Annotated in this window: 26 protein-coding genes; 20 read left to right on the top strand and 6 right to left on the bottom strand. The window is 35.6% G+C overall.

The genetic code is table 11. The annotated features are described in order from the left end of the window. The first annotated feature begins 93 nt into the window (after window positions 1-93). The 9 genes from AB1K81_RS15925 (at window position 94) to AB1K81_RS15965 (ending at window position 6114) form a co-directional block, all read left to right on the top strand. A complete protein-coding gene (locus AB1K81_RS15925; protein ID WP_412977668.1) occupies window positions 94-453 on the top strand; it encodes a PadR family transcriptional regulator in 360 nt (119 codons plus the stop codon). Beyond that, a complete protein-coding gene (locus AB1K81_RS15930) occupies window positions 440-1438 on the top strand; it encodes an HAAS signaling domain-containing protein (protein ID WP_412977669.1) in 999 nt (332 codons plus the stop codon). Before AB1K81_RS15925 ends, AB1K81_RS15930 begins: the two co-directional genes overlap by 14 nt. A 126-nt stretch (window positions 1439-1564) precedes the next feature. Beyond that, the gene (locus AB1K81_RS15935; RefSeq protein ID WP_412977670.1) at window positions 1565-2071 is read left to right on the top strand and encodes a GNAT family N-acetyltransferase; all 507 of its coding nucleotides are present in this window, start codon (window positions 1565-1567) and stop codon (window positions 2069-2071) included. 14 nt (window positions 2072-2085) lie between these two features. After that, window positions 2086-2892 (top strand): GNAT family N-acetyltransferase, encoded by an 807-nt coding sequence (locus AB1K81_RS15940; protein ID WP_412977671.1) that lies wholly within the window; start codon window positions 2086-2088, stop codon window positions 2890-2892. Window positions 2893-3227: 335 nt separating this feature from the next. Beyond that, window positions 3228-3608 (top strand): GntR family transcriptional regulator, encoded by a 381-nt coding sequence (locus AB1K81_RS15945; protein WP_412977672.1) that lies wholly within the window; start codon window positions 3228-3230, stop codon window positions 3606-3608. Between the two features lie 2 nt (window positions 3609-3610). Beyond that, window positions 3611-4504, top strand: coding sequence for an ATP-binding cassette domain-containing protein (locus AB1K81_RS15950; protein ID WP_412977673.1), 894 nt, complete (start codon window positions 3611-3613; stop codon window positions 4502-4504). After that, complete coding sequence (locus AB1K81_RS15955; protein WP_412977674.1) at window positions 4485-5222, top strand: hypothetical protein; 738 nt, start codon at window positions 4485-4487, stop codon at window positions 5220-5222. The genes AB1K81_RS15950 and AB1K81_RS15955 overlap by 20 nt, the downstream gene beginning before the upstream one ends. Then, on the top strand, window positions 5219-5908 hold the full coding sequence (locus AB1K81_RS15960) for a hypothetical protein (RefSeq protein ID WP_412977675.1): 690 nt from the start codon (window positions 5219-5221) through the stop codon (window positions 5906-5908). The genes AB1K81_RS15955 and AB1K81_RS15960 overlap by 4 nt, the downstream gene beginning before the upstream one ends. A 56-nt stretch (window positions 5909-5964) precedes the next feature. Next, window positions 5965-6114 (top strand): hypothetical protein, encoded by a 150-nt coding sequence (locus AB1K81_RS15965; protein ID WP_412977676.1) that lies wholly within the window; start codon window positions 5965-5967, stop codon window positions 6112-6114. Window positions 6115-6246: 132 nt separating this feature from the next. Here AB1K81_RS15965 and AB1K81_RS15970 read toward each other — a convergent pair whose 3' ends face one another. Beyond that, window positions 6247-7404, bottom strand: a complete 1158-nt coding sequence (locus AB1K81_RS15970) for an AI-2E family transporter (protein WP_412977677.1) — start codon at window positions 7402-7404, stop codon at window positions 6247-6249. Between the two features lie 49 nt (window positions 7405-7453). On the opposite strand from AB1K81_RS15970, the gene AB1K81_RS15975 reads away from it, so the two are divergent. Both AB1K81_RS15975 and AB1K81_RS15980 read left to right on the top strand, forming a co-directional pair. After that, window positions 7454-7612 carry a hypothetical protein gene (locus tag AB1K81_RS15975; RefSeq protein ID WP_412977678.1) on the top strand — a complete coding sequence of 53 codons (159 nt, stop codon included), beginning with the start codon at window positions 7454-7456 and terminating at the stop codon, window positions 7610-7612. A 200-nt stretch (window positions 7613-7812) separates the two neighbouring features. Next, window positions 7813-8634, top strand: coding sequence for a squalene/phytoene synthase family protein (locus AB1K81_RS15980; protein ID WP_412977679.1), 822 nt, complete (start codon window positions 7813-7815; stop codon window positions 8632-8634). 209 nt (window positions 8635-8843) lie between these two features. Here the strand turns inward: AB1K81_RS15980 and AB1K81_RS15985 are convergent, their stop codons facing one another. Then, window positions 8844-9041, bottom strand: a complete 198-nt coding sequence (locus tag AB1K81_RS15985) for a hypothetical protein (RefSeq protein ID WP_412977680.1) — start codon at window positions 9039-9041, stop codon at window positions 8844-8846. Between the two features lie 87 nt (window positions 9042-9128). After that, window positions 9129-9575, bottom strand: a complete 447-nt coding sequence (locus AB1K81_RS15990; RefSeq protein ID WP_412977681.1) for a hypothetical protein — start codon at window positions 9573-9575, stop codon at window positions 9129-9131. 187 nt (window positions 9576-9762) lie between these two features. Here AB1K81_RS15990 and AB1K81_RS15995 point away from each other — a divergent pair, with 187 nt between their 5' ends. The 7 genes from AB1K81_RS15995 (at window position 9763) to AB1K81_RS16025 (ending at window position 15039) form a co-directional block, all read left to right on the top strand. Then, window positions 9763-10494, top strand: a complete 732-nt coding sequence (locus tag AB1K81_RS15995; protein WP_412977682.1) for an ABC transporter ATP-binding protein — start codon at window positions 9763-9765, stop codon at window positions 10492-10494. Beyond that, window positions 10484-11500 carry an ABC transporter permease gene (locus AB1K81_RS16000; protein ID WP_412977683.1) on the top strand — a complete coding sequence of 339 codons (1017 nt, stop codon included), beginning with the start codon at window positions 10484-10486 and terminating at the stop codon, window positions 11498-11500. Before AB1K81_RS15995 ends, AB1K81_RS16000 begins: the two co-directional genes overlap by 11 nt. A gap of 85 nt (window positions 11501-11585) precedes the next feature. Continuing rightward, window positions 11586-12203 (top strand): TetR/AcrR family transcriptional regulator, encoded by a 618-nt coding sequence (locus AB1K81_RS16005; protein ID WP_412977684.1) that lies wholly within the window; start codon window positions 11586-11588, stop codon window positions 12201-12203. A gap of 129 nt (window positions 12204-12332) precedes the next feature. After that, entirely contained in the window at window positions 12333-12602 is a 270-nt protein-coding gene (locus AB1K81_RS16010; RefSeq protein ID WP_412977685.1) for a hypothetical protein, read from the top strand. 6 nt (window positions 12603-12608) lie between these two features. Beyond that, window positions 12609-13376: a LytTR family transcriptional regulator DNA-binding domain-containing protein gene (locus AB1K81_RS16015; RefSeq protein ID WP_412977686.1), complete on the top strand. Its 768-nt coding sequence runs from the start codon at window positions 12609-12611 to the stop codon at window positions 13374-13376. Window positions 13377-13486: 110 nt separating this feature from the next. Then, window positions 13487-14335, top strand: coding sequence for an ABC transporter ATP-binding protein (locus tag AB1K81_RS16020; protein ID WP_412977687.1), 849 nt, complete (start codon window positions 13487-13489; stop codon window positions 14333-14335). Next, on the top strand, window positions 14332-15039 hold the full coding sequence (locus AB1K81_RS16025) for an ABC transporter permease (protein ID WP_412977688.1): 708 nt from the start codon (window positions 14332-14334) through the stop codon (window positions 15037-15039). Before AB1K81_RS16020 ends, AB1K81_RS16025 begins: the two co-directional genes overlap by 4 nt. A 67-nt stretch (window positions 15040-15106) precedes the next feature. Here AB1K81_RS16025 and AB1K81_RS16030 read toward each other — a convergent pair whose 3' ends face one another. The 3 genes from AB1K81_RS16030 to AB1K81_RS16040 form a co-directional block, all read right to left on the bottom strand. After that, complete coding sequence (locus AB1K81_RS16030; RefSeq protein ID WP_412977689.1) at window positions 15107-15505, bottom strand: DUF3888 domain-containing protein; 399 nt, start codon at window positions 15503-15505, stop codon at window positions 15107-15109. Between the two features lie 78 nt (window positions 15506-15583). Next, on the bottom strand, window positions 15584-16132 hold the full coding sequence (locus AB1K81_RS16035) for a DUF1697 domain-containing protein (RefSeq protein ID WP_412977690.1): 549 nt from the start codon (window positions 16130-16132) through the stop codon (window positions 15584-15586). Window positions 16133-16237: 105 nt separating this feature from the next. After that, entirely contained in the window at window positions 16238-18259 is a 2022-nt protein-coding gene (locus tag AB1K81_RS16040; RefSeq protein WP_412977691.1) for a prolyl oligopeptidase family serine peptidase, read from the bottom strand. Between the two features lie 180 nt (window positions 18260-18439). On the opposite strand from AB1K81_RS16040, the gene AB1K81_RS16045 reads away from it, so the two are divergent. Continuing rightward, window positions 18440-18769: a DUF4870 domain-containing protein gene (locus AB1K81_RS16045; RefSeq protein ID WP_412977692.1), complete on the top strand. Its 330-nt coding sequence runs from the start codon at window positions 18440-18442 to the stop codon at window positions 18767-18769. 67 nt (window positions 18770-18836) lie between these two features. Beyond that, complete coding sequence (locus AB1K81_RS16050) at window positions 18837-19364, top strand: NUDIX domain-containing protein (RefSeq protein ID WP_412977693.1); 528 nt, start codon at window positions 18837-18839, stop codon at window positions 19362-19364. Window positions 19365-19846 lie beyond the last annotated feature (482 nt).

Raw genomic sequence — 19846 nt, forward strand, 5'->3', positions numbered from 1 at the left:
GATATGTAACTAACGATATAATACATAAAATAATAATATGCACTTTACAATAGTGTGCGACATACAATATAATGAAAATAGGAGTTGATCAAGATGAACGAACAAGAACATATCGATAAGTTAATGCTAGAGTTGCGAAGAGGAACGATTACGATTGGTGTATTAAGTCAGCTTTCTAGTCCGCAATATGGCTACTCGCTTGTGACGCGATTAAATGATAAGGGAGTTCAAGTCGAGCCTGGAACATTATATCCACTACTTAGAAGACTAGAGAAACAAGGCCTCTTGGATAGTAGCTGGGATACCAATGAAGCAAGGCCACGGAAGTATTATGTGTTAAGTGAAATGGGTAAGTCGGTTTACGAAAAACTATGTGAAGAGTGGGAGAACATGGTGAAGAGTTTGGAGGAATTAATTGGTGTGAAAGGGGAAAAGGAAAATGGAGATGATTGAACGTTATATTTATGCAGTTACCCAGAAGCTACCACAATCCCAGCGTGAAGATATCGCTATTGAGCTTCGCGGATTGATTGAGGATATGTTGGAGGAGCGCGTTGGTAACAATAAAAATGAAAAAGTGGTAGAAGAGGTTTTATTGGAATTAGGTAGCCCAAGGGAAATGGCTCAAAAATACCGAGGAAAGAAAAGCTATTTAATCGGTCCAGAGCTTTTTGAACCATTTCTCATTGTCTTAAAGATTGTATTGATATCGATAGTAGCCGGACTTGGTCTTGTTTTTGTTATACAAACCATCATAAATCCTGTTGAGATTTTGGATCGCTTTGTTGGATTAATTGTTTCTCTGGTTACATCCATACCACAGGCTGTTGGATGGGTTGTCCTTGGTTTTGCCTTAGCGGAGTACTATGGCGGGATTAAAGCGAAGGATTTAGCTTTGGATAAAACTTGGAATCCTGCATTACTTCCAGAAATACCTGACCGCAGGAGACAGATAAAACGTTCAGAGCCAGTTATCGGGATAATTTTTTACGTTATCGTAATGGTGTTTTTTGCTTTCTCTAGTAACTTCTTTGGTATATATGTTTTCCAAGATGAGTTTAGAGAGGTTGTTCCTTTCTTAAATGAATCTACTTTTTCAAGCTATCTACCATTTGTTTTGTTATTCTTTGCTGTGCTTATTGTAAAGGAATGCATAAAACTCATTTCAGGTAAATGGACGATGAAATTGGTCGCCTATACTTTTATCATTAACCTAATTAGTATGGCGGTCATACTTTTCTTAATCACAGGAGAGGCATTCTGGAATCCTGAATTTATGAGCGACTTAGTTCAAGCGGGGGTAGTAACAGAAGGTTCAGAGGGTTATTCTGTTGCCGAATCTATCTGGATAAATAGCACACGAATTGTCGTAATCATACTATTAATTGGTTTAGTATGGGATGTTATAGATGGATTTATAAAGGCAAGAAAAAAATAAAATTTTACTTTTCATTGAACAACGAATTGATTATGATTAGAATAATTAATTCGTTGTTTCTCTTTTAAGCGGAAATTTAGAAGTAAGACGTTTTTGGATAAATGGAGAAAGTGATCAGGTGAATATATGGAAACTAAACATATCGTAATTGACAAAATGACAGAAGCAGATTGGGAGTTTGTACGGGAAATTTATATCGAGGGTATTAACACGGGAAATGCCACATTTGATACGGAACCGCCAACTTGGGAGGAATGGGATCATGGTCACCTTACGAATTGCCGATATGTAGCACGAATAGATGGGCTAGTTGTTGGCTGGGCTGCTTTAAGTCAATCCGTTCATAAAGAAGCATATCGTGGTGTGGCTGAGGTAAGTATTTATGTTGCCAGTGCAAGTGGCGGAAAGGGGATTGGCTCTTCATTATTAGAAAAGTTAATTCAGTCTAGTGAAGAAGCGGGATTTTGGACATTGCAAGCATTAATTTTCCCTGAAAATACGAGTAGTATCAAGCTACATACTCGTTTAGGATTTGAAGTAGTTGGCACAAGGAAACGGGTAGGAAGACTGCATGGTGTTTGGCGTGATGTTGTATTTCTAGAAAGAAGAAGTAAGGTTGTAGGGATTGATTAGAAAGGGGATAGGTTATGGTTTCCGTGCTAACAGAGGATTTAGCGAGAAGAATTGAAGTCTCAGAGATTGATGGGCTAAAATCAAGACTTTCTGCCATTCAATCTTTACCAGGTAATCCAATGGGTGTTGAAATAACGGATTTTGGCCATGCAACTGCATTTATTGCGAAAGGGATTCCTGGCCCAGCATTTAATACTATAAGAGGGCTTACCTCGGAAGACATTCAAGAGATTGATAGGATTCTAGATTATTATAAGGATAAAAATATTCCGGCTCAATTTGAAATAACACCTGCATCTAGCAGTGAAGAGTTGTTATTTACATTAGCTAAAAAGGGATTCTATCAAAAGGGATTTCATAGTGTTTTATACGGAGAGGCTAAGGGGGTAATTGGAGGGCAAGACCAATCTATTTCTATTAGAAAATTGAAAGCAGATGAATTTGGATTATTTGCTGACTTGTATGTAAAGGGATTTGGGCTACCTAGCTTTATAAAAGAGGGAATTGCACAGAACAATCAAGTCTTATATTCTCATGGAGCTTGGGATTTTTATATGGCAAGCTATCATAATGAACCAGCAGGCATAGGGGTTTTGTTTACCCATAATGGGATGGCAACGCTAGCGGCATCTTCCGTCATTCCCGAATACCGAAACAGAGGAATTCATCGTGCCCTCATTATCGAAAGGATAATAGAAGCATGGAATAAAAAAGTAGAATTTATAGTAGGACAAGCTAAATTTGCAAGTACGAGTGCGAATAATATGGAACGTTTAGGATTAAGGGTTGCTTATACAAAGACAATATGGGGAGAAGTATAAGAAAGACATTGTAACTTCACTTTTGGTAGGTTAAATGGTGCTAGTAGGCGATAAACTTTGTTGATACAGGGATACAAGCTATTAACCGAACCACACAAAGTGTATCTAACGATTCACACAAAACTGCTGAGGAAGCAAAAGGGCAGTGCTCAAACAGAGAATGCTTCTAAGTTAAAAGGAAGCAATGTAACAGCAACATTATAATCAAGTTATCTAATAATAAAGAATGCAGATGCTCTCTATCTAATAGAGGGCATTTTTTTCTTGCCAGAATATTAAATGTAATATATACTACATTACAACACTAATGCACTATGTTGGTTAGGGGGTCCGATATGGTTTTAAATATGAATAGTACGACACCAATCTATTTTCAAATTGCCGAATGGATAGAAAATGAAATATTAATTGGTAACCTGAAAGTTGATGAAAGGGTATATTCCCAATATAAGCTTGCAGATATGTTTACAATAAATCCAGCTACTGCAGCAAAAGGGTTAAACCTACTTTATGAAGAAGGTATTTTATATAACAAGCGCGGTTTAGGAAAATTTGTAGCTAATGAGGCAATGGGGATTATTCTAGAAAAACGTAAAAATCAAAAATTAAAAGGACTTCTAATCGAAGCAGTTCAAGAGGCAGAAAGACTGCAAGTCCAGGAAGAAGATCTATTAAACATGTTGAAAGATATTATGAAGGAACAAAAGGGGGAGTAGTTGTGAATGTAGTGGAATGTAATGGGCTAGTAAAACAGTATGGTAGTTTTAGAGCATTAAATCATCTCTCTTTATCTATCAAAGAAAACACGATTACTGGGCTTATTGGCCGAAATGGGGCAGGAAAGACAACGTTACTAAAAATAATTGCAGGCTATTGGCGTGAAACAGCAGGTGAGGTCAGCGTATTAGGCAAGCGTCCATTTAATAATCTGGATGTGTCTATAAATTCAATCTTTGTAGATGACATGATGAGTTTTACGAATACATTGACATTAAATGAGCTCTTAGAAGAAGCTGGAAAATTCTATCCGAATTGGGATAAGAATCTGGCATTTGGATTGATGGACTATTTTAATTTTAATTTAAATCATAATCATCAAAGTCTCTCAAAAGGTAAACGGAGTACATTCAATGTGATAGTTGGTCTTTCTGCGAAATGCCCGTTAACCATATTAGATGAACCGACTACCGGAATGGATACGGCGGTGAGAAAGGACTTTTATCGAGCGTTGTTAAAAGATTATTTAACATCACCACGCACTATCCTCATTTCAAGTCATCATTTAAATGAATTGGAGGATTTATTGGAGGATGTCTTATTACTTGATAAGGGAAAGGCAATTTTACATCTGCCAGTTGATGAATTAAAAGAATATGCGGTCGGATTGAGTGGGAGACCTGTTGATGTGCTACAAGCAATAGAAAATAAAGAGGTTCTCCATAAACAAAATATGGAATCAGATAATTGCTATGTGGTGGTTCGGAATAACTTTTCACATAATGAAATGAAACGATTAGGAATAGGGGTCTCATCAGTTACTCCTAGTGACTTATGCGTCTATCTCACGAATCAAACGAAAGGGGGAATAGATGATGTCTTTAACAAACACTAGTCTCGTTAATATTGTAATGAAGCAACTTCGATATAAATTAAAGGCTTATATTGGTGTTCTTCTCGCATTGATTCTTGCACAGGTACTCGGGATATTTATTGCAACTTTAGCTGCATCAGTAGGGTCTGTATCAAATGGTTTTTATTCCATTGAAGTGGAATCTTATTCTTCTAATGTAGTTATCGGATTTACACTGATTTGGGCATTTATGAATGCAATTTTAATTTCAACGAAAGCCTATCGTGAGGACGATTTTACATTCGTAGCTAACCGATTGTCTTATAATTTTTCCAATATTTTATTTATCATCACTATAAGTACAGTAGGAGCGGTTACCGCATTTTTATCAAACGGGATAATTCAAATTGTTGTTTACTTTACAAGTGATGTTGAGTTTTTCTTAACGCTAGGCGAGTCCGTAGAACCTTTCCACCATGGGTTAGGTTTAGTGTCTACGTTTTTATATGTTTTGTTATTTGCCATTACAGGATATCTAATTGGTATGATGGTCCAGGTTAGCAAGTTATTTTTATTATTAATCCCGATTTGTCTATTTGCAATCGGCTACCTAGAGCAAGGTGGGTTCGGATTTGGTGAGATCGTTGGGTTTTATTTCTTAGAACAATCCTTTCCTCTATTTGTAATTAAATCACTGATTACCATCCTTATTTGTGGAAGTTTAGCAATATTACTTTCCAATCGATTGGAGGTTAGATGACGGGTATGATTTCTTTTCTACCAATACTATTCATTATAGGGATTATTACTTTTTTTATCCTTCTCAACAAGCGTTATAAAACAAAACCAGTAACGTTTGACAAGGCGAAGTGGATAATCATTGGCTATGTTTCTATTTTATTCATATCGACGTTATTTTCATCACTACTTCCTAAATCGGAAGCCGTAGTTGTGGATCAGAATTTTGAAAATCATTGGCAAAACAGTTTATATCAAAAAGCTCTTGACGGCAATTTCTCTACATTTGATGCCACAGATATTTCTGAGAGTTGGGAATTCCCGTTGACAAGTAATACGTTATCTTTGGAATCGTTTAATTATGAGGAACCTTTTTTAATTGAAAGAACAAATGATTTAGTTGATAAGGTTGAGTTATATTTTATAGCGGATTGGCAAGTAATGGAAGTGAATTCCATTGCAATCGACATAAGTGAATATATACCAGATGTAAATATTGAATTGGAACAAAATTCACTTCAAGTAAAAGGGGATAGAACCTTAATTCAATTAGGATATGCGGAACCAAATTTTACTGTAGTACAGTTCTTAAAAGAATATGAATCAGGTTTTGGTTATTCTGGGTCCCGCTTTTTCTATATTCGAATTCCAGAGAATGTAACGGTTGATAATACGTATGCTTTACCAATAGAAGAAGTAAAAAATTAACCAAATTATTTCCCCTGAATATAATGAACATGACATTATGTTTGGGGGTTCTTACTATGAATTATGTGAAAAGTGGTCTAGCCTTTTTTGGTTTTTTATTTACTGGAATGGGAGTAGGATTATTCTTTCATAATATCGAGGCTGGCGGAGCTGTGGGCTTTGGGTTAGGGATTTTATCGATGGTTGTATTTCGCAGAGATGAATAAAGTTTTAGTAAATGCATTAATGGACTTTTTTGTGGAGAACAGCGAACCCCAATAAAACTTTTACTATGTAGCATAAGAAGACGGGAAAATAAAAAGATTGGCTTAAGGAGCATGCTCCCTTTGCCAACCTTTTTATTTTTCTTCACTCTGATAAGCACCGTATTTCTCACCATAAAAACGGTTATATCGTTCTTTAAATTTTTCATAAATATAGGAAACTACTACTTTCAAAATGGCATATCCTGGTATCCCTAGAATAACCCCGAGTAATCCAAATAAATTACCAGCTACTAGTAATACAATCATTATAGTTAATGGGTGAATTTTCATCGTTCTTCCCATAATATTAGGTGAAATTAGGTTTCCTTCTAGGAATTGGACAATCACCCAAACGATGGCGAGCTTGAGTAGCATAAACGGTGAATTTACAATTGCTATGATTACAGCCGGAATAATGGATAGTGTAGGTCCCAAGTATGGAACAACACTTAAGATACCAGCTAAAATTGCTAGTGTAATAGCGTAATCTAAACCGATAATTAAATAGCCAATATATAGTAGTACACCAATACAAGTAGCAACAATAATTTGGCCTTGAATATAGGATCCCACTTGTGCATCCATCGTATGTAAGATTCGATTTGCATCTTTTCTGTATTTTGGTGGTAATAGTTTTAAACTATATTCTTTGAAACGATCTCCATCCTTTAATAGGAAAAATAGAATAAATGGAAAAGTAACTAAAGCGACGATAAAATTCGTAACCGTACCTGCAAAACTTCGTACACCTTGAAAGGCATCTAATACATATGTACCGATAACGCCTGGAATATTACTGAAATTAGAAACTACCCAGTTATATGCCTCATCATAATATGGTGCAAGTAGCGTATTATTTTGAATCCAGTCATTTATATCAACCCAAAGTTCTTGTACATAATGTGGAAAAGTATGGATTAAATCGGAAATTTGTTTTTCAATTGCCGGTGCAATCAATAGAATTAATCCCGTTAGCAATCCGCCAATTCCGATAATAATGATCACAATTCCCCAAATTCGTTTAATCTTTATCTTTTCAAGTAAATCAACAATTGGATTTAAAAGATAAAAGGCGACAAATGCTAGAATGATTGGTGGTGTAATAGTTGATAAGACTACGATTAACGGATAAAAGATAAATGAAATCTTGTTATATATCAAGACTGTTATCCCAATCAAGATTAATACTGCCAGGACAAATACTATATTTTTTCCCCCAAGGAATTTGATGAAGTTATTATCTGAATTCATATAATTGGGACTCCTTTTTTCTTTTCATTATAGAGGAAGAAGGAGAAATATGCCATTTTTGATTGTAGTAAATAGTCCATTTCTAGTAAAAAGGTACCATGAAGATAACGTGTTTCGTAGCTTTAGAAGTCTTTTGGTGAAATGGGGAGGATTTTTAGCAGGTGGTCTCGTTGTGAATACAGGCGAGGATATGCGTGTTGAAGAATGACGAACCATTATTGTCTACTAGACGTATATTCAAGCAAGATCCCGAAAAGTTTGTTATACTTTAAATAGGAAAAGCGTAAAATAATAGTACGAGATATACTGTTTAGATAAGGGGGATTCTAAGAAAGGAGATATAGCTTTCATGGAATCCCTTTGACACAAACAAACTTGAGGGTTAGTTTTTAAGGAGGATTTACCAGCTTGAATGATGTGGCGAGATTAGAAAAAGAAGCAATGCAAATGCTTAAAAAAACTAGTAGAACTTTCTATATACCGATAAAGCTTTTAAAACCAACCTTACGTAAGACGGTTGCTTCTGCTTACCTTTGCATGCGAGCAATAGACGAAATAGAAGATCATGAACAGCTGGACTCGGAGTCAAAACAACATTTACTACGTTCAACTAGTGAACTACTAAAAGCCGATTTTAATTATGATGCGTATTCGCAGTTACTTGCACCTCATCATGACTTATTACCTGAAGTAACGAAGCGACTAGGGGATTGGATTAAATTCTGTCCTCGAGATATTGTGGATAAAGTGTTAGAATCAACTAGGATTATGGCGAATGGTATGGCTGATTGGGTAGAAAAGAATTGGCAGATTAAAACAAAAGAAGATTTAGATGATTATACGTATTATGTTGCTGGGTTAGTTGGTGTGATGCTTTCTGATTTTTGGCGTTGGTATGATAATACGGAAACAGACCATGAATTAGCAATCGGCTATGGCAGAGGTCTTCAAGCAATAAATGTATTACGTAATATGGATGAAGACAAGGAACGGGGTGTCCAATTTTTCCCGGAAAATTGGACGAGAGAAGACATGTTTGAATATGCATCTTTTAACCTGGCGAAAGCAGATGAATACATGAGATCTATTAAGACGAAAAATATTATTCTATTCTGTAGGATTCCTCTAGCATTAGCACATCGAACTCTTCATGCACTAAAGAACGGTAAAGAAAAAATATCTCGACAAGAAGTAGAAGCTACGGTAGATGAGATACTGAAGAACGGATAAAGCCACGACCATTTGTCGTGGTTTTTTATATAGTTTTAATTAAAGTAATGCTTCTTCAGTAAGATTCCGGCAAACATACCGAATGTTAAAAGGATCGTGATTACAGCCCCAGTCAAACTTTTAAAAAGTAGGCTTCAAATGGTTCTTCGGCAAAAAGATAGAAAAAGAGACCAGAACGGCCTCTTCATATCATAATAGAATAATTATAACTAATCCGTGCTTTTTCTAACCAGTGCTTTAAGTGCCAGGTAGACAATTGCAATAGCAAAGACGACAATCACAAGTCCACCTATTAATTGAAGGACTTCTGCGATTTGTGTTGTAATAATGCTTGAAGTAGGTACGTTAGCAAGTGCAAAGCCTGCTAATATAGCAGCAAGATATAAGCCTACAAGTCTATCCCACATACTTATCCCTCCTTTTACTATAGCTTATGCAAAAGAAGGGACCAGTGTTTTTACATTCATGTTACTCCGATAAAACAGGCTACTGACCTAGAAACATTGGAATGAGGCAACGCGATTTAAGTCAATGCCAAAGTATACCCAACGATTTCGTTGCCATCTAAATCCAGCAACGGAATTTCTTCCGACAAAAATTGGAAAGAACCAAAAGGAATTGCCGTTTACTAACCAAATATAAGTGAATCGAAATAAGCATCCTCTAATTGCACCAGGGTCAATGGCAAAAGTTTGGAATTGTGGTTGTTGGGGGATGAAACTTGGTGGTGGTGTAGTTGGGGCGCCACCTATCCCGCCACCAGGTTGGCCAGGAAAACCTCCTCCAGGAAATCCACCAGGGAATTGTCCACCTCCTGGGGAAAATCCTCCAGTTTGCCCCCCTCCAGGAAACCCACCTTGATTGCCAAATAATTGTCCTAATATATTTCCAGGTAAATTGAATTGTCTCTCATCGTCATATGGTGGTTCAAAATGATTCAACTCGTATTCCTCCTTAAAGTAGTCTCCATTTAATATATGGGGAAATCGACTAGAATGGGAGTCTATGTAGAAAAATGGGCTAACTCCTAGGAAAAGAAATAATGAGTGATTACTCACTTTACAAAAGAGGTTATTACGTGTAAATTATAAGTGAGTAATCACTCATTATCTTAGGAGGGTGTTCGAAATGACGGAGTATGCTGTATCGATTAAAGCTGTTTCAAAGCAATTTGGAAAGCATGTTGTATTACATGATATTGATTTAGATATTAACGAAGGAGAAATCTTTGGGTTACTTGGTCCTTCAGGTGCGGGTAAAACAACACTCGTTAAGGAGCTTGCTGGATTAGATATCCCGACAAATGGTGTTAATACGGTTTTAGGAGAAGAGATGCCCAAATTAGAAACCATTAATCGTATTGGTTACATGGCACAATCAGATGCATTATATGAGGATTTATCCGCTAAAGAAAATCTACTCTTTTTCTCTAGATTGTACGGTTTAAAAGGGAAGAAACAACAAATGAGAATTCAAGAAGTAATGGGACTAGTTGATTTAACAGACCATATGAATAAATTGGTAAAAGATTATTCGGGTGGAATGAAACGGCGATTATCATTAGCTATCGCACTACTCCATGAGCCAGAATTGTTAATATTAGATGAACCAACGGTAGGGATAGACCCTGTTTTACGAAAGAAGATATGGGATGCTTTTTATCAGTTAAATAAACAAGGGACAACAATCCTCGTAACAACGCATGTAATGGATGAAGCAGAAAAATGTGATAGGTTAGGCCTTATGCGTGGTGGTAAGCTTATAGCGGTTGGTACGCCAGAGGAATTGAAGAACCATACGAAGTCTACCACTATTGAGGAAGCGTTTCTCATTTTTGGAGGTGAAGGGAATGCGAATTAAAGCATTAACGGTCCGTATATTACGTCAAATTATAAGGGATAAACGAACTTTAGGGATGTTACTATTTGCACCAATTCTAGTATTAACCATGCTTCACCTCGTTTTTAACGGAGATGATTATGTACCAAAGGTTGGATTTGTGGGGAGTCCGGAGATAATAAAGGAAAACTTGGATGTATCGGATGCTGATATCACGTACTATGATCAAATTCAAGATGCTAAGAAGGCTTTATCAGAGCAAAAACTAGATGGTTATATTACATTTGAAAATCAACAACTTGTGATTTATCTTGAAGGTAGTGATCCGTCAGTAAATGGAGATACGATGAAATGGATGCAAAATTCTTTAGCGGGAACGACTAATCAACAACTAGAAGTTCATTATTTACATGGATCAGATGAAATGGGGCAATTTGATTACTTTGGTCCAGTATTACTAGGTTTCTTTGTGTTCTTCTTTGTCTTTATTATCGCCGGGGTATCCTTCATCCGAGAGCGGACAACTGGAACATTAGAGCGATTACTTTCTACACCACTTAGAAAATGGGAAATCGTTATTGGTTATGTGATAGGCTTTGGCATTGTAACGATGATTCAATCTACAATTATTGCAAGCTATACGATTTACGTACTCGATATGATGATGGAAGGATCGTTTCTATATGTAATCCTTATCATTTTAGCGCTCTCATTTACTGCGCTTACACTTGGAATATTAATTTCATCATTTGCAAATAACGAACTACAAATGATCCAATTCATTCCGTTAATCGTTGTACCGCAAGTGTTCTTTTCTGGACTATTTAATTTAGAAACTATTTCAAATTGGCTCAGTTGGATTGGCCCAATGACACCACTATACTATGCTGCAGGGGCATTACGCGATGTCATGGTAAGAGGCTATGGTTTTGCGGAAATTTATCCAGAGATTCTCATATTAATAGGGTTTTCTATTTTATTTATGATATTAAATATTATAGCTTTACGAAAGTACCGAAAGATTTAGAGTTTCAGTTGTCATAAATATTCGAAATAACGTATCATATCAGTAAAGCTTATCCAATTTAAACGGAAGATAAGAGGAGATAGACTTGTTTACTGATGATCAGAACTTAACCGAAAAGCAAAAAGGAATATTGGAAGCTGCTACAGAACTATTTGCAGAGAAAGGCTACGCCGCAACATCAACTAGTGAAATTGCGAAAAAAGCTGGGGTAGCAGAAGGAACAATATTCCGTCACTATAAATCGAAAAAGGATTTATTACTAACTATTGTTTCACCAACTCTTGTAAAAGTGATTAGCCCATTGATTAAGAAAGATATTAACAAAGTATTAGATACCAATCATCCTACATTTCAGGATTTTATACGAGCGATGATTTCCAATCGAATTGAATTCGTGAAAAATAATATTCACCTATTGCGAATTATTGTGCAAGAGCTTCCTTTTCATGAAGAATTGAAAAATCAAGTTATCCAGCATATCGGTAAAGATATTTTTGAAAAGCTAAGAGAAATTGTGAGACATTTTCAGAAGAAAGGCCAAATCAGAGATATGCATCCGGATACAATTATCCGAATTGTAGGTTCTTCCATATTTTCTTACGTAATTGTAAGTCAAGTGATTTTCCCTGATAATGATTGGGATGAAGAGGCGGAAGTGGAAAGGATTATTGATGTATTAACTAATGGAATAGCAAATAAATAGTAAAGAAGGAAGCACTAAAGGGAATTTTAATGCTTCCTTCTTTTTTATGTTAGAAAAAACTAGAAAATTATGGTTGGTCAGGCTAAGATTAGATAAAACAACTAGAAAAATTACGGGGGATAATCTTTCATGAGCGTTCTAACTATACGTAATCTAGAAAAACAAGATAAAGATTTGCTATTATTTCCAGCTTTTGACCTTGAGGTTGCGGAAGGACAAGTAGTTGGTGTTCATTCCAATCTTAATATAAGGATGACCATTTTAGAAATGTTTCTTGGTAAGGAACCGATTTTTAAAGGGGAAATCGCTGTATTAGGGCAGAAGATTACCAATGACAAGAAACTGTATGATCAGAGTGTTGGAATATGTTTCTTTGAAGAGGGGCTATATCCTAGGTAAACGGTAATGGACCATATTAAATTTTATACAATGCTTTATCAATCTGTTCTTACACACGATGAGATTCTAAATATGGTTCAACTTGCATCGGTGAAAAATAAGAAGATAAGTCATCTGTCCTTTTCTGAAAAGAGACGGGTTCATTTTGCCCGTGTTTGCATACAAGACCCGACTGTTTTTATATTTGAAGAGCCAGATTTAAATGTTGATATGGAAACAAAGCGTGTATTTCTAAATATCTTGGAGGAATTAAAGAACAAGAAAAAAGCGGTTCTCGTGTTAACGAATAACATGGAAAGTGCGATAACAATGTCCAATGATGTCTTTCGTTTAGGAGATAGTGGCTTACATAAGGTAGAAATGGATGAAGAGGTCATTGCACCAGTTGAAGAAAGTGAACGTGTTGAAGAGTTAGAAGAAACCTCCTACTCTGTTAAATTCAATAAAGTTCCTACGAAAGTTAACGATAAAATCATTCTATTTGACCCACCCGAAATTGATTACATTGAGAGTAATGATGGGCAGTCGATTGTCTTTATTAAAGGTGAATCATTTCCAAGTATTTTTACATTGAATGAATTAGAGGAACGATTAAAGCCATTTGGATTTTTCCGATGTCATCGTTCTTATATTGTTAACTTGCAAAAAGTTCGAGAAGTTATAACGTGGACGAGAAATAGTTATAGCTTAGTTTTAGATGATAAACCGAAGTCAACGATTCCACTTTCCAAAGCCAAAATGGCATTACTTAATGAAATGTTGGGACTTAAATAAGCTCCATTCAACCCTAAAAATACTCTTTTCATAGAAAAAATAGTGCACAAACCCTTATTTTTCAATAATCTTTAAGTATCAAAAAAAACAATCAGGCATGGGGGAGAAAAATGGAAAATATTATTCAAGTAAAAAATTTAGCCAAGGTTTTTGGGAATCAAATGGCATTAGAAAATGTAAACTTTGAAGTAAAAAAAGGGGAAACGTTTGGATTTTTAGGACCAAGTGGATCTGGTAAAACAACAACTATAAAAATTTTAACTGGTCAGTTACTACAAACTTCTGGTGAAGCGGAAGTATTCGGTGTAAAAAATTCAGCCTTAAATAAAGGATCTTATCGCAAACGAATTGGTGTACTTTCAGATAATAGTGGTCTGTATGAACGACTTTCGATTGAAGATAACTTGAAGCTTTATTGTGAGTTGTATGATGTTCCGAAAAAGAGACTAGATGAAATGCTAGATTTAGTAAACCTTCTTGGGGAAAAAAAGAAAATTGTTTCGAAGTTATCGAAAGGGATGACGCAGCGTGTACTACTTGCTAGAACATTACTTCATGAACCAGAATTATTGTTTTTAGATGAGCCGACTTCGGCTTTAGATCCCGCAAACTCTAAACAAATTCATGAGGGGCTACGTCGCCTAAATGAAAAAGGAATAACCATTTTCCTAACAACGCACGACATGAGTGAAGCGGAAACACTTTGTAATCGAGTGGCGTTTTTAAATAAAGGGAAAATCCAGCTGTTAGATGAACCAAAAGCTCTGCGTAGACAGTTTGCAGATGGTACTTTAATTGTGGAATTAAAGGACGGTAGCGTTGTTCAAGTTCCTAGTGGGGCCGAGGGAGCAGATGAGATTCATAGCTATATGACTAAAAATGAAATAGTTTCTATTCATTCCAATGAGCCAACATTAGGAGATATTTTCGTAGAGATTACTGGGAGGGAATTAGTATGACATTTTCATGGAAACGAATTTATGCGATTTTTAATAAGGATTTAAAGGATTTATCGAAAAACATGTATGTTAGCTCCATCGTTATTTTGCCGATTATTATGGCTTTCCTTTATAGTTATATGGGGGAAGCGACGATTGATTTGCATTTTATGGTTATTAACCTTGCTTTAGCTTCTGTTACTGCTTTTATCCAATGTGCTGTGATTGCAGAGGAAAAGGAGAAGCATACATTACGAGGATTAATGCTCTCTCCAGCTTCTTTATCAGAGATTTTAACTGGAAAAAGCTTAGTTAGTTTCTTTTTAACGGTGATTACAATTGTTATAGGTGCAATGATTACCGGCTATGAACCTACAAATATTACGGTTATTGCCGTTGCGATAATTGTATCGATGTTGTTTTATTTAGCGTTAGGAACGATTCTTGGACTATTATCCAGATCGGTGTTAGAAGCATCTGTTATTATTTTGCCAGTAATTTTTCTATTCGGTTTTGGTTCGATGTTAATGATATTAGTTGAACAGTATCCGGCATTATCATTTATTGAGTATTTACCAAATATTCAGCTGGTTGAGATTGCTTATGATGTGGAAGCTGGATTAGGATTTGGGGATGTTTGGGTTAACTTATTAGTGCTGCTTCTATGGGCTATAGTTACAGCTATCTTGATGGCGTTTGTTTATAAGAGGAAGGAAATGGATTAATAAGACTTCATGTTAAGAAGAGTGTGGCTTAGGTAATTGAACCAAGCTACACTCCATTTTTATGTAACTAATAAAAATCCACTCTTGGATAAGTTTTCAGATGCTCGTACGTTATTAGCCTTCCATCTGAGTTCACGACAACGATGTCTTCCCCGTATTGATTATGAGCTCGGTAATAAGGGTTTACTTTTAGCGTAATTTCATAAGCTCCTCCGATACCATATATCTGCTTAATCTTTACTATTTCTGTATCATAGGTTGCCCAGTGGAGATCTTCTGGTGCTTCTGGATCATCTTTATAAATTTCAGTAATCGCTTTGTCTACTGGTTCTCTTAAGCGGTTGATTAGGGCATATTTAAATGTATCGCATAATTCCGTATCAGCTTCATTGACTGTTTTGGCATAGACTGGTGAAGATGTACCAAGTATAAAAATAGACACAACACAGAGTATTAACCTTTTCATAAGCAATCACCTCAGTCTAGTTTTTGAAACTAGCCGGGTCTTATTCAAATATTTTCCAACACATCGGTGGGATGAGTCTCACTCGCTATTTTGTGCTTGCATCAATTCATAGATTTTACGTGCTGTATTGACATTTCTTACCGTAACTAGTTTATATAACTTTGTTCCGATAATCTTTGACATACCACTTTTGGTTAAATTTTTCTTGTCAATTGACCATAGAATTGCACCAGGAACATATTTTACTGTGTCGACATCTGGTTTGATGACTAATTGCTCAAGTACAGATTGATTATCTACTTCATCCCATAAAAACATGACATCACTTTTCATTTCTTTATCATTTTTCCAAGAGTCTGGGATAGCTTGAATAATATTCCTAATGTCATTTAGGCTACGAACAATTACCCTGATTTGAAAGCCGAAATCAGTATAGATTACTTCTTCTAAAGCACCTGACAATTCCGATTTAGATAGACCATCTTGAGTGAAAATTATGTTACCGGTATTAATGTAAGTCACTACATTTTTCATCCCAACTCTTTCAAACGATTGTTTAAGTAACTTCATGTCAATCTTATTATTTCCCCCGACATTAATTCCTCTAAGTAAAGCAATATAAATCATGAACACCATCCTTTCAATTTTTTCAAATTACAAGAAAGCAGAAGTAAACCAAACCGCTCCTTGCGATTTGGTCTACTATCTACGCGATCTAGCTTTTCATAAGGTTTACTGTAATTCTTTATCTAAAAACGCGTAGAAATCTACCCATTCTTCAATTAATTTAGAGGTTGGTTTTCCTAATCCATGCCCAGCTTTCGCTTCCAAGCGCAATACGACCGTAGACTCTTTGTTTGCCTTTTCCATTAATGTTGCAGCAAACTTCTTCGCGTGTGCTGGAACAACGCGGTCATCACTCTCAGCAGTGGCAATAAGCACTGGCGGATATTTCACCCCTTCTTCAATATTATGAAGTGGTGAATATTTATAAAGGAATGGGAATTGCTCTGGATTATCAGCACTTCCGTATTCTGGAACCCAATATCTACCAATCGTAAACTTGTGATAACGAAGCATATCAATCACTGGTACGCGACAGATTACAGCACCATAAAGGTCTGGTCTTTGCACCATACAAGCAGCTACTAATAATCCACCATTAGAACCACCCATAATAGAAAGCTTTTCTTTTCGTGTATATTTGTTTTCAATTAGCCATTCCCCAGCAGAGATAAAATCATCGAACACATTTTGTTTGTTTTCTAACATACCTGCACGATGCCATTCTTCTCCGTATTCCGTTCCACCACGAAGATTTGCTACGGCGTAAATGCCACCTTTTTCTAGCCAACGCAAAATGGCAGGGTTGAATGCTGGTGTCATGTTAATATTAAATCCACCATATCCATATAAAATTACCGGATTCTCCCCATTTAGTGCTAACCCTTTTTTATGCGTTAAGAACATTGGTACTTTAGTACCATCTTTAGATGTATAGAAAATTTGATTCGTCTCATAGTCGGAAATATCAAACGGTATATCCGACTCTGCAAACACAGTAAGCTTTTTAGAATCTAGATTATAGTTATAAACAACCGTCGGGCTTAGGAAAGAAGTAAGACCGAAGTATATCTCATTATCTTCTTTACTACGTGAAATATCTGTTAGAGAACCTAGAATTGGTAAAGCAACATCATTAGAAAAAGTTCCATCTAGATTGTAGACTTTCAACTGGTGATGTGCATCATGCAATAACCCAATTACTAATTTGTTATTTAGTGCGACAACAAAATCGATAACATCTGATGGTTCTGGGATTATATCTTTCCAGTTAGACGGATCAGGGTTATGTAAATCAATTGAGATAATCTTTCCGTTTGGTGTGTTTAAGTCCGTTTTAAAATAAAAGGTAGTATCTGTATTTGTGACATATTGATATTCAGCATCCGACTTATCTAATAAACGAGTAAATGGTTCATCCGAGTTAATCGGTCTTAAATAGAATTGGTTTTCCGTTGCTGTTCCAAGGAAAACGTATAAACAGAGGTATTTGTCATCATCACTAATAAAGGATGAGAACATCAATTCTTTATCTTCTGGTTGTTCATGAATAAGCTGGTCACTAGTTTGCTTATCGCCAATTTTATGGAAAAATACTTTATTATAATTACTTTCATCTTCAGGTGCTACACTACCCGGTTCTGGAAAACGACTATAGAAAAATCCAGTGCTATCCGGTGCCCACGTAATGCTTGTAAATTTAACATGCTGGATATGATCTTCTAAGTTTTTCCCCGTAGATAAGTCAAGTAGGCGAATCTCTTGCCAGTCACTTCCATGGGTAGACGTTGCATAGGCTAAATACCTTCCATCTTTACTGAAAGCATAATTCGTCATCGCAACGGTTCCATCTTCACTTAACTTGTTCGGGTCTAATACGACTTTTTCATCATCACCGTCTTTAAGGAAAAGAACCGCTTGATTTTGCAAGCCATCATTTTTCTGAATGTATAATTTATCTTTAATCTTCTTTGGTACAAAGTACTTAGGGAAGTTCCATAGTTCCTCTAGTCGCTTTCTGTCTGTATTGCGAGAGTTAATGTGAGAAAAATAATCCTTACACTGTTCACCCATCCAGTTACTCCACTCTACTGTCTCCGTGGAATTTGGGTCCTCTAACCATCTATATGGATCACTTACTTTTGTTCCATGATAATCTTCTACAATCGTATCCTTTTTAACTGTTAACACGCTAGTATCCCCCTTAAAATGTCATACTTAATAATATTCGAGGAAATGTGGTCTAAATCCTTTTTATATTCGGAAAAATATTTCGGTAATGGAAGTAAATGAAACCTTATATGATTTATAGACGTTATACAATTTAAAGGATAGAATATACATATATAAACAGTATCGGAGGGAACTATAATGGCTACTACTGAAGATGATCGCTTGTTTGCCATGCTCTTGTATATTTTAAGTTTTCCATTTCCAGTTCTAGGTCCTTTATTAATTTGGTTGATTAAGCGAGATAATTCTGCGTTTGTGGATTTTCACGGGAAGGAATATTTTAATTTTATTATTTCGTTTACGATTTACACGATTATTAGCAGTATATTGATGATTATCTTAATCGGCTTCCTATTAGCTTTTATCGTAGGAATTACGGCAATTATATTAACCATCATTGCAGCAGTAAAAGCATATCAAGGGGAGACATTTCGGATTCCGTTGGTTATACGGTTTATTAGGCAATAATGTAAGACGGCGTTCAAGCGTATATGCTTGGACGTTTTCTTTATTCATGATTAAATGAGGTGACATTTTGTTTTATAAAGTAATGACAAAGATGGGAACTGAACAACATACTTTGATTAATGAGCGAATAGCAGTTAGAGCGGTCATTCTTCACCAGAACAAACTATTACTAATACATTCTAATTTAGGCGACTATAAGTTCCCTGGTGGTGGAGTTGAAGATAATGAAAACCACAAAGAAGCTTTAATTCGTGAGATAAGAGAAGAAACGGGTTATATTCATTGCATAGTTAAGGACAAGATAGGAACGATAGTAGAGCGAAAAATAGATGATTATAATAGTGAAGCCATATTTCAAATGACATCGCATTATTATGTATGTAAATTATTTAGTGATGAAAAAGTGAATCAGAAATTAGATGATTATGAATATGAACAGGACTTTACACCTGTTTGGGTGCCAATAGATGAAGCGATAAAGCAAAATGAAAGAGTACTAAAAAGTTTGGGGAAAAATGATTGGGTGAAGCGGGAGACGTTTGTTTTAAAGGAAATTAAAAAAGATGAATGGAGCATAGCGGGCTCGAACCGCTGACCTTTGCACTGCCAGTGAACTTAAGTCAATTAAATAAGTTTAAATAAGTTAAATTGGCGTATTCTAATGTATTTGAATAAGCAAACTTAACATAACTGGGTTAAATGTGAATTTTTGTGAACTTAATAAAGGTATTGCACGTGGTTGTTATACATATAATTTTATATCATAAGGGATATGAATGTAAATTGGGAATATTTTAAGGTTAATATTTACTTAGTAAATATTTATTTCTTTAACCTTTATTCTGGATTGACCATTTTGACTAATGTTTATAAAATCTAAGTAGTTGATTTCCAAAAAAGAAGGCATAACAAAAAGAATTAGAAGGATTCAATAGATTAGTAAATTATAATATATAGCCAATACAGGAACGTACGGCTCATAATTGTAGGGTTTTTGTTATAGAAAAAAATTAAGGAGAGTCCATATTTATTAAATGGACTCTCCCATCTAGTAATTAATATAAATATATTAAATAT

Origin of the sequence: Ornithinibacillus jepli, from assembly GCF_047228935.1 — a bacterium.
Lineage (GTDB): Bacteria > Bacillota > Bacilli > Bacillales > Amphibacillaceae > Ornithinibacillus.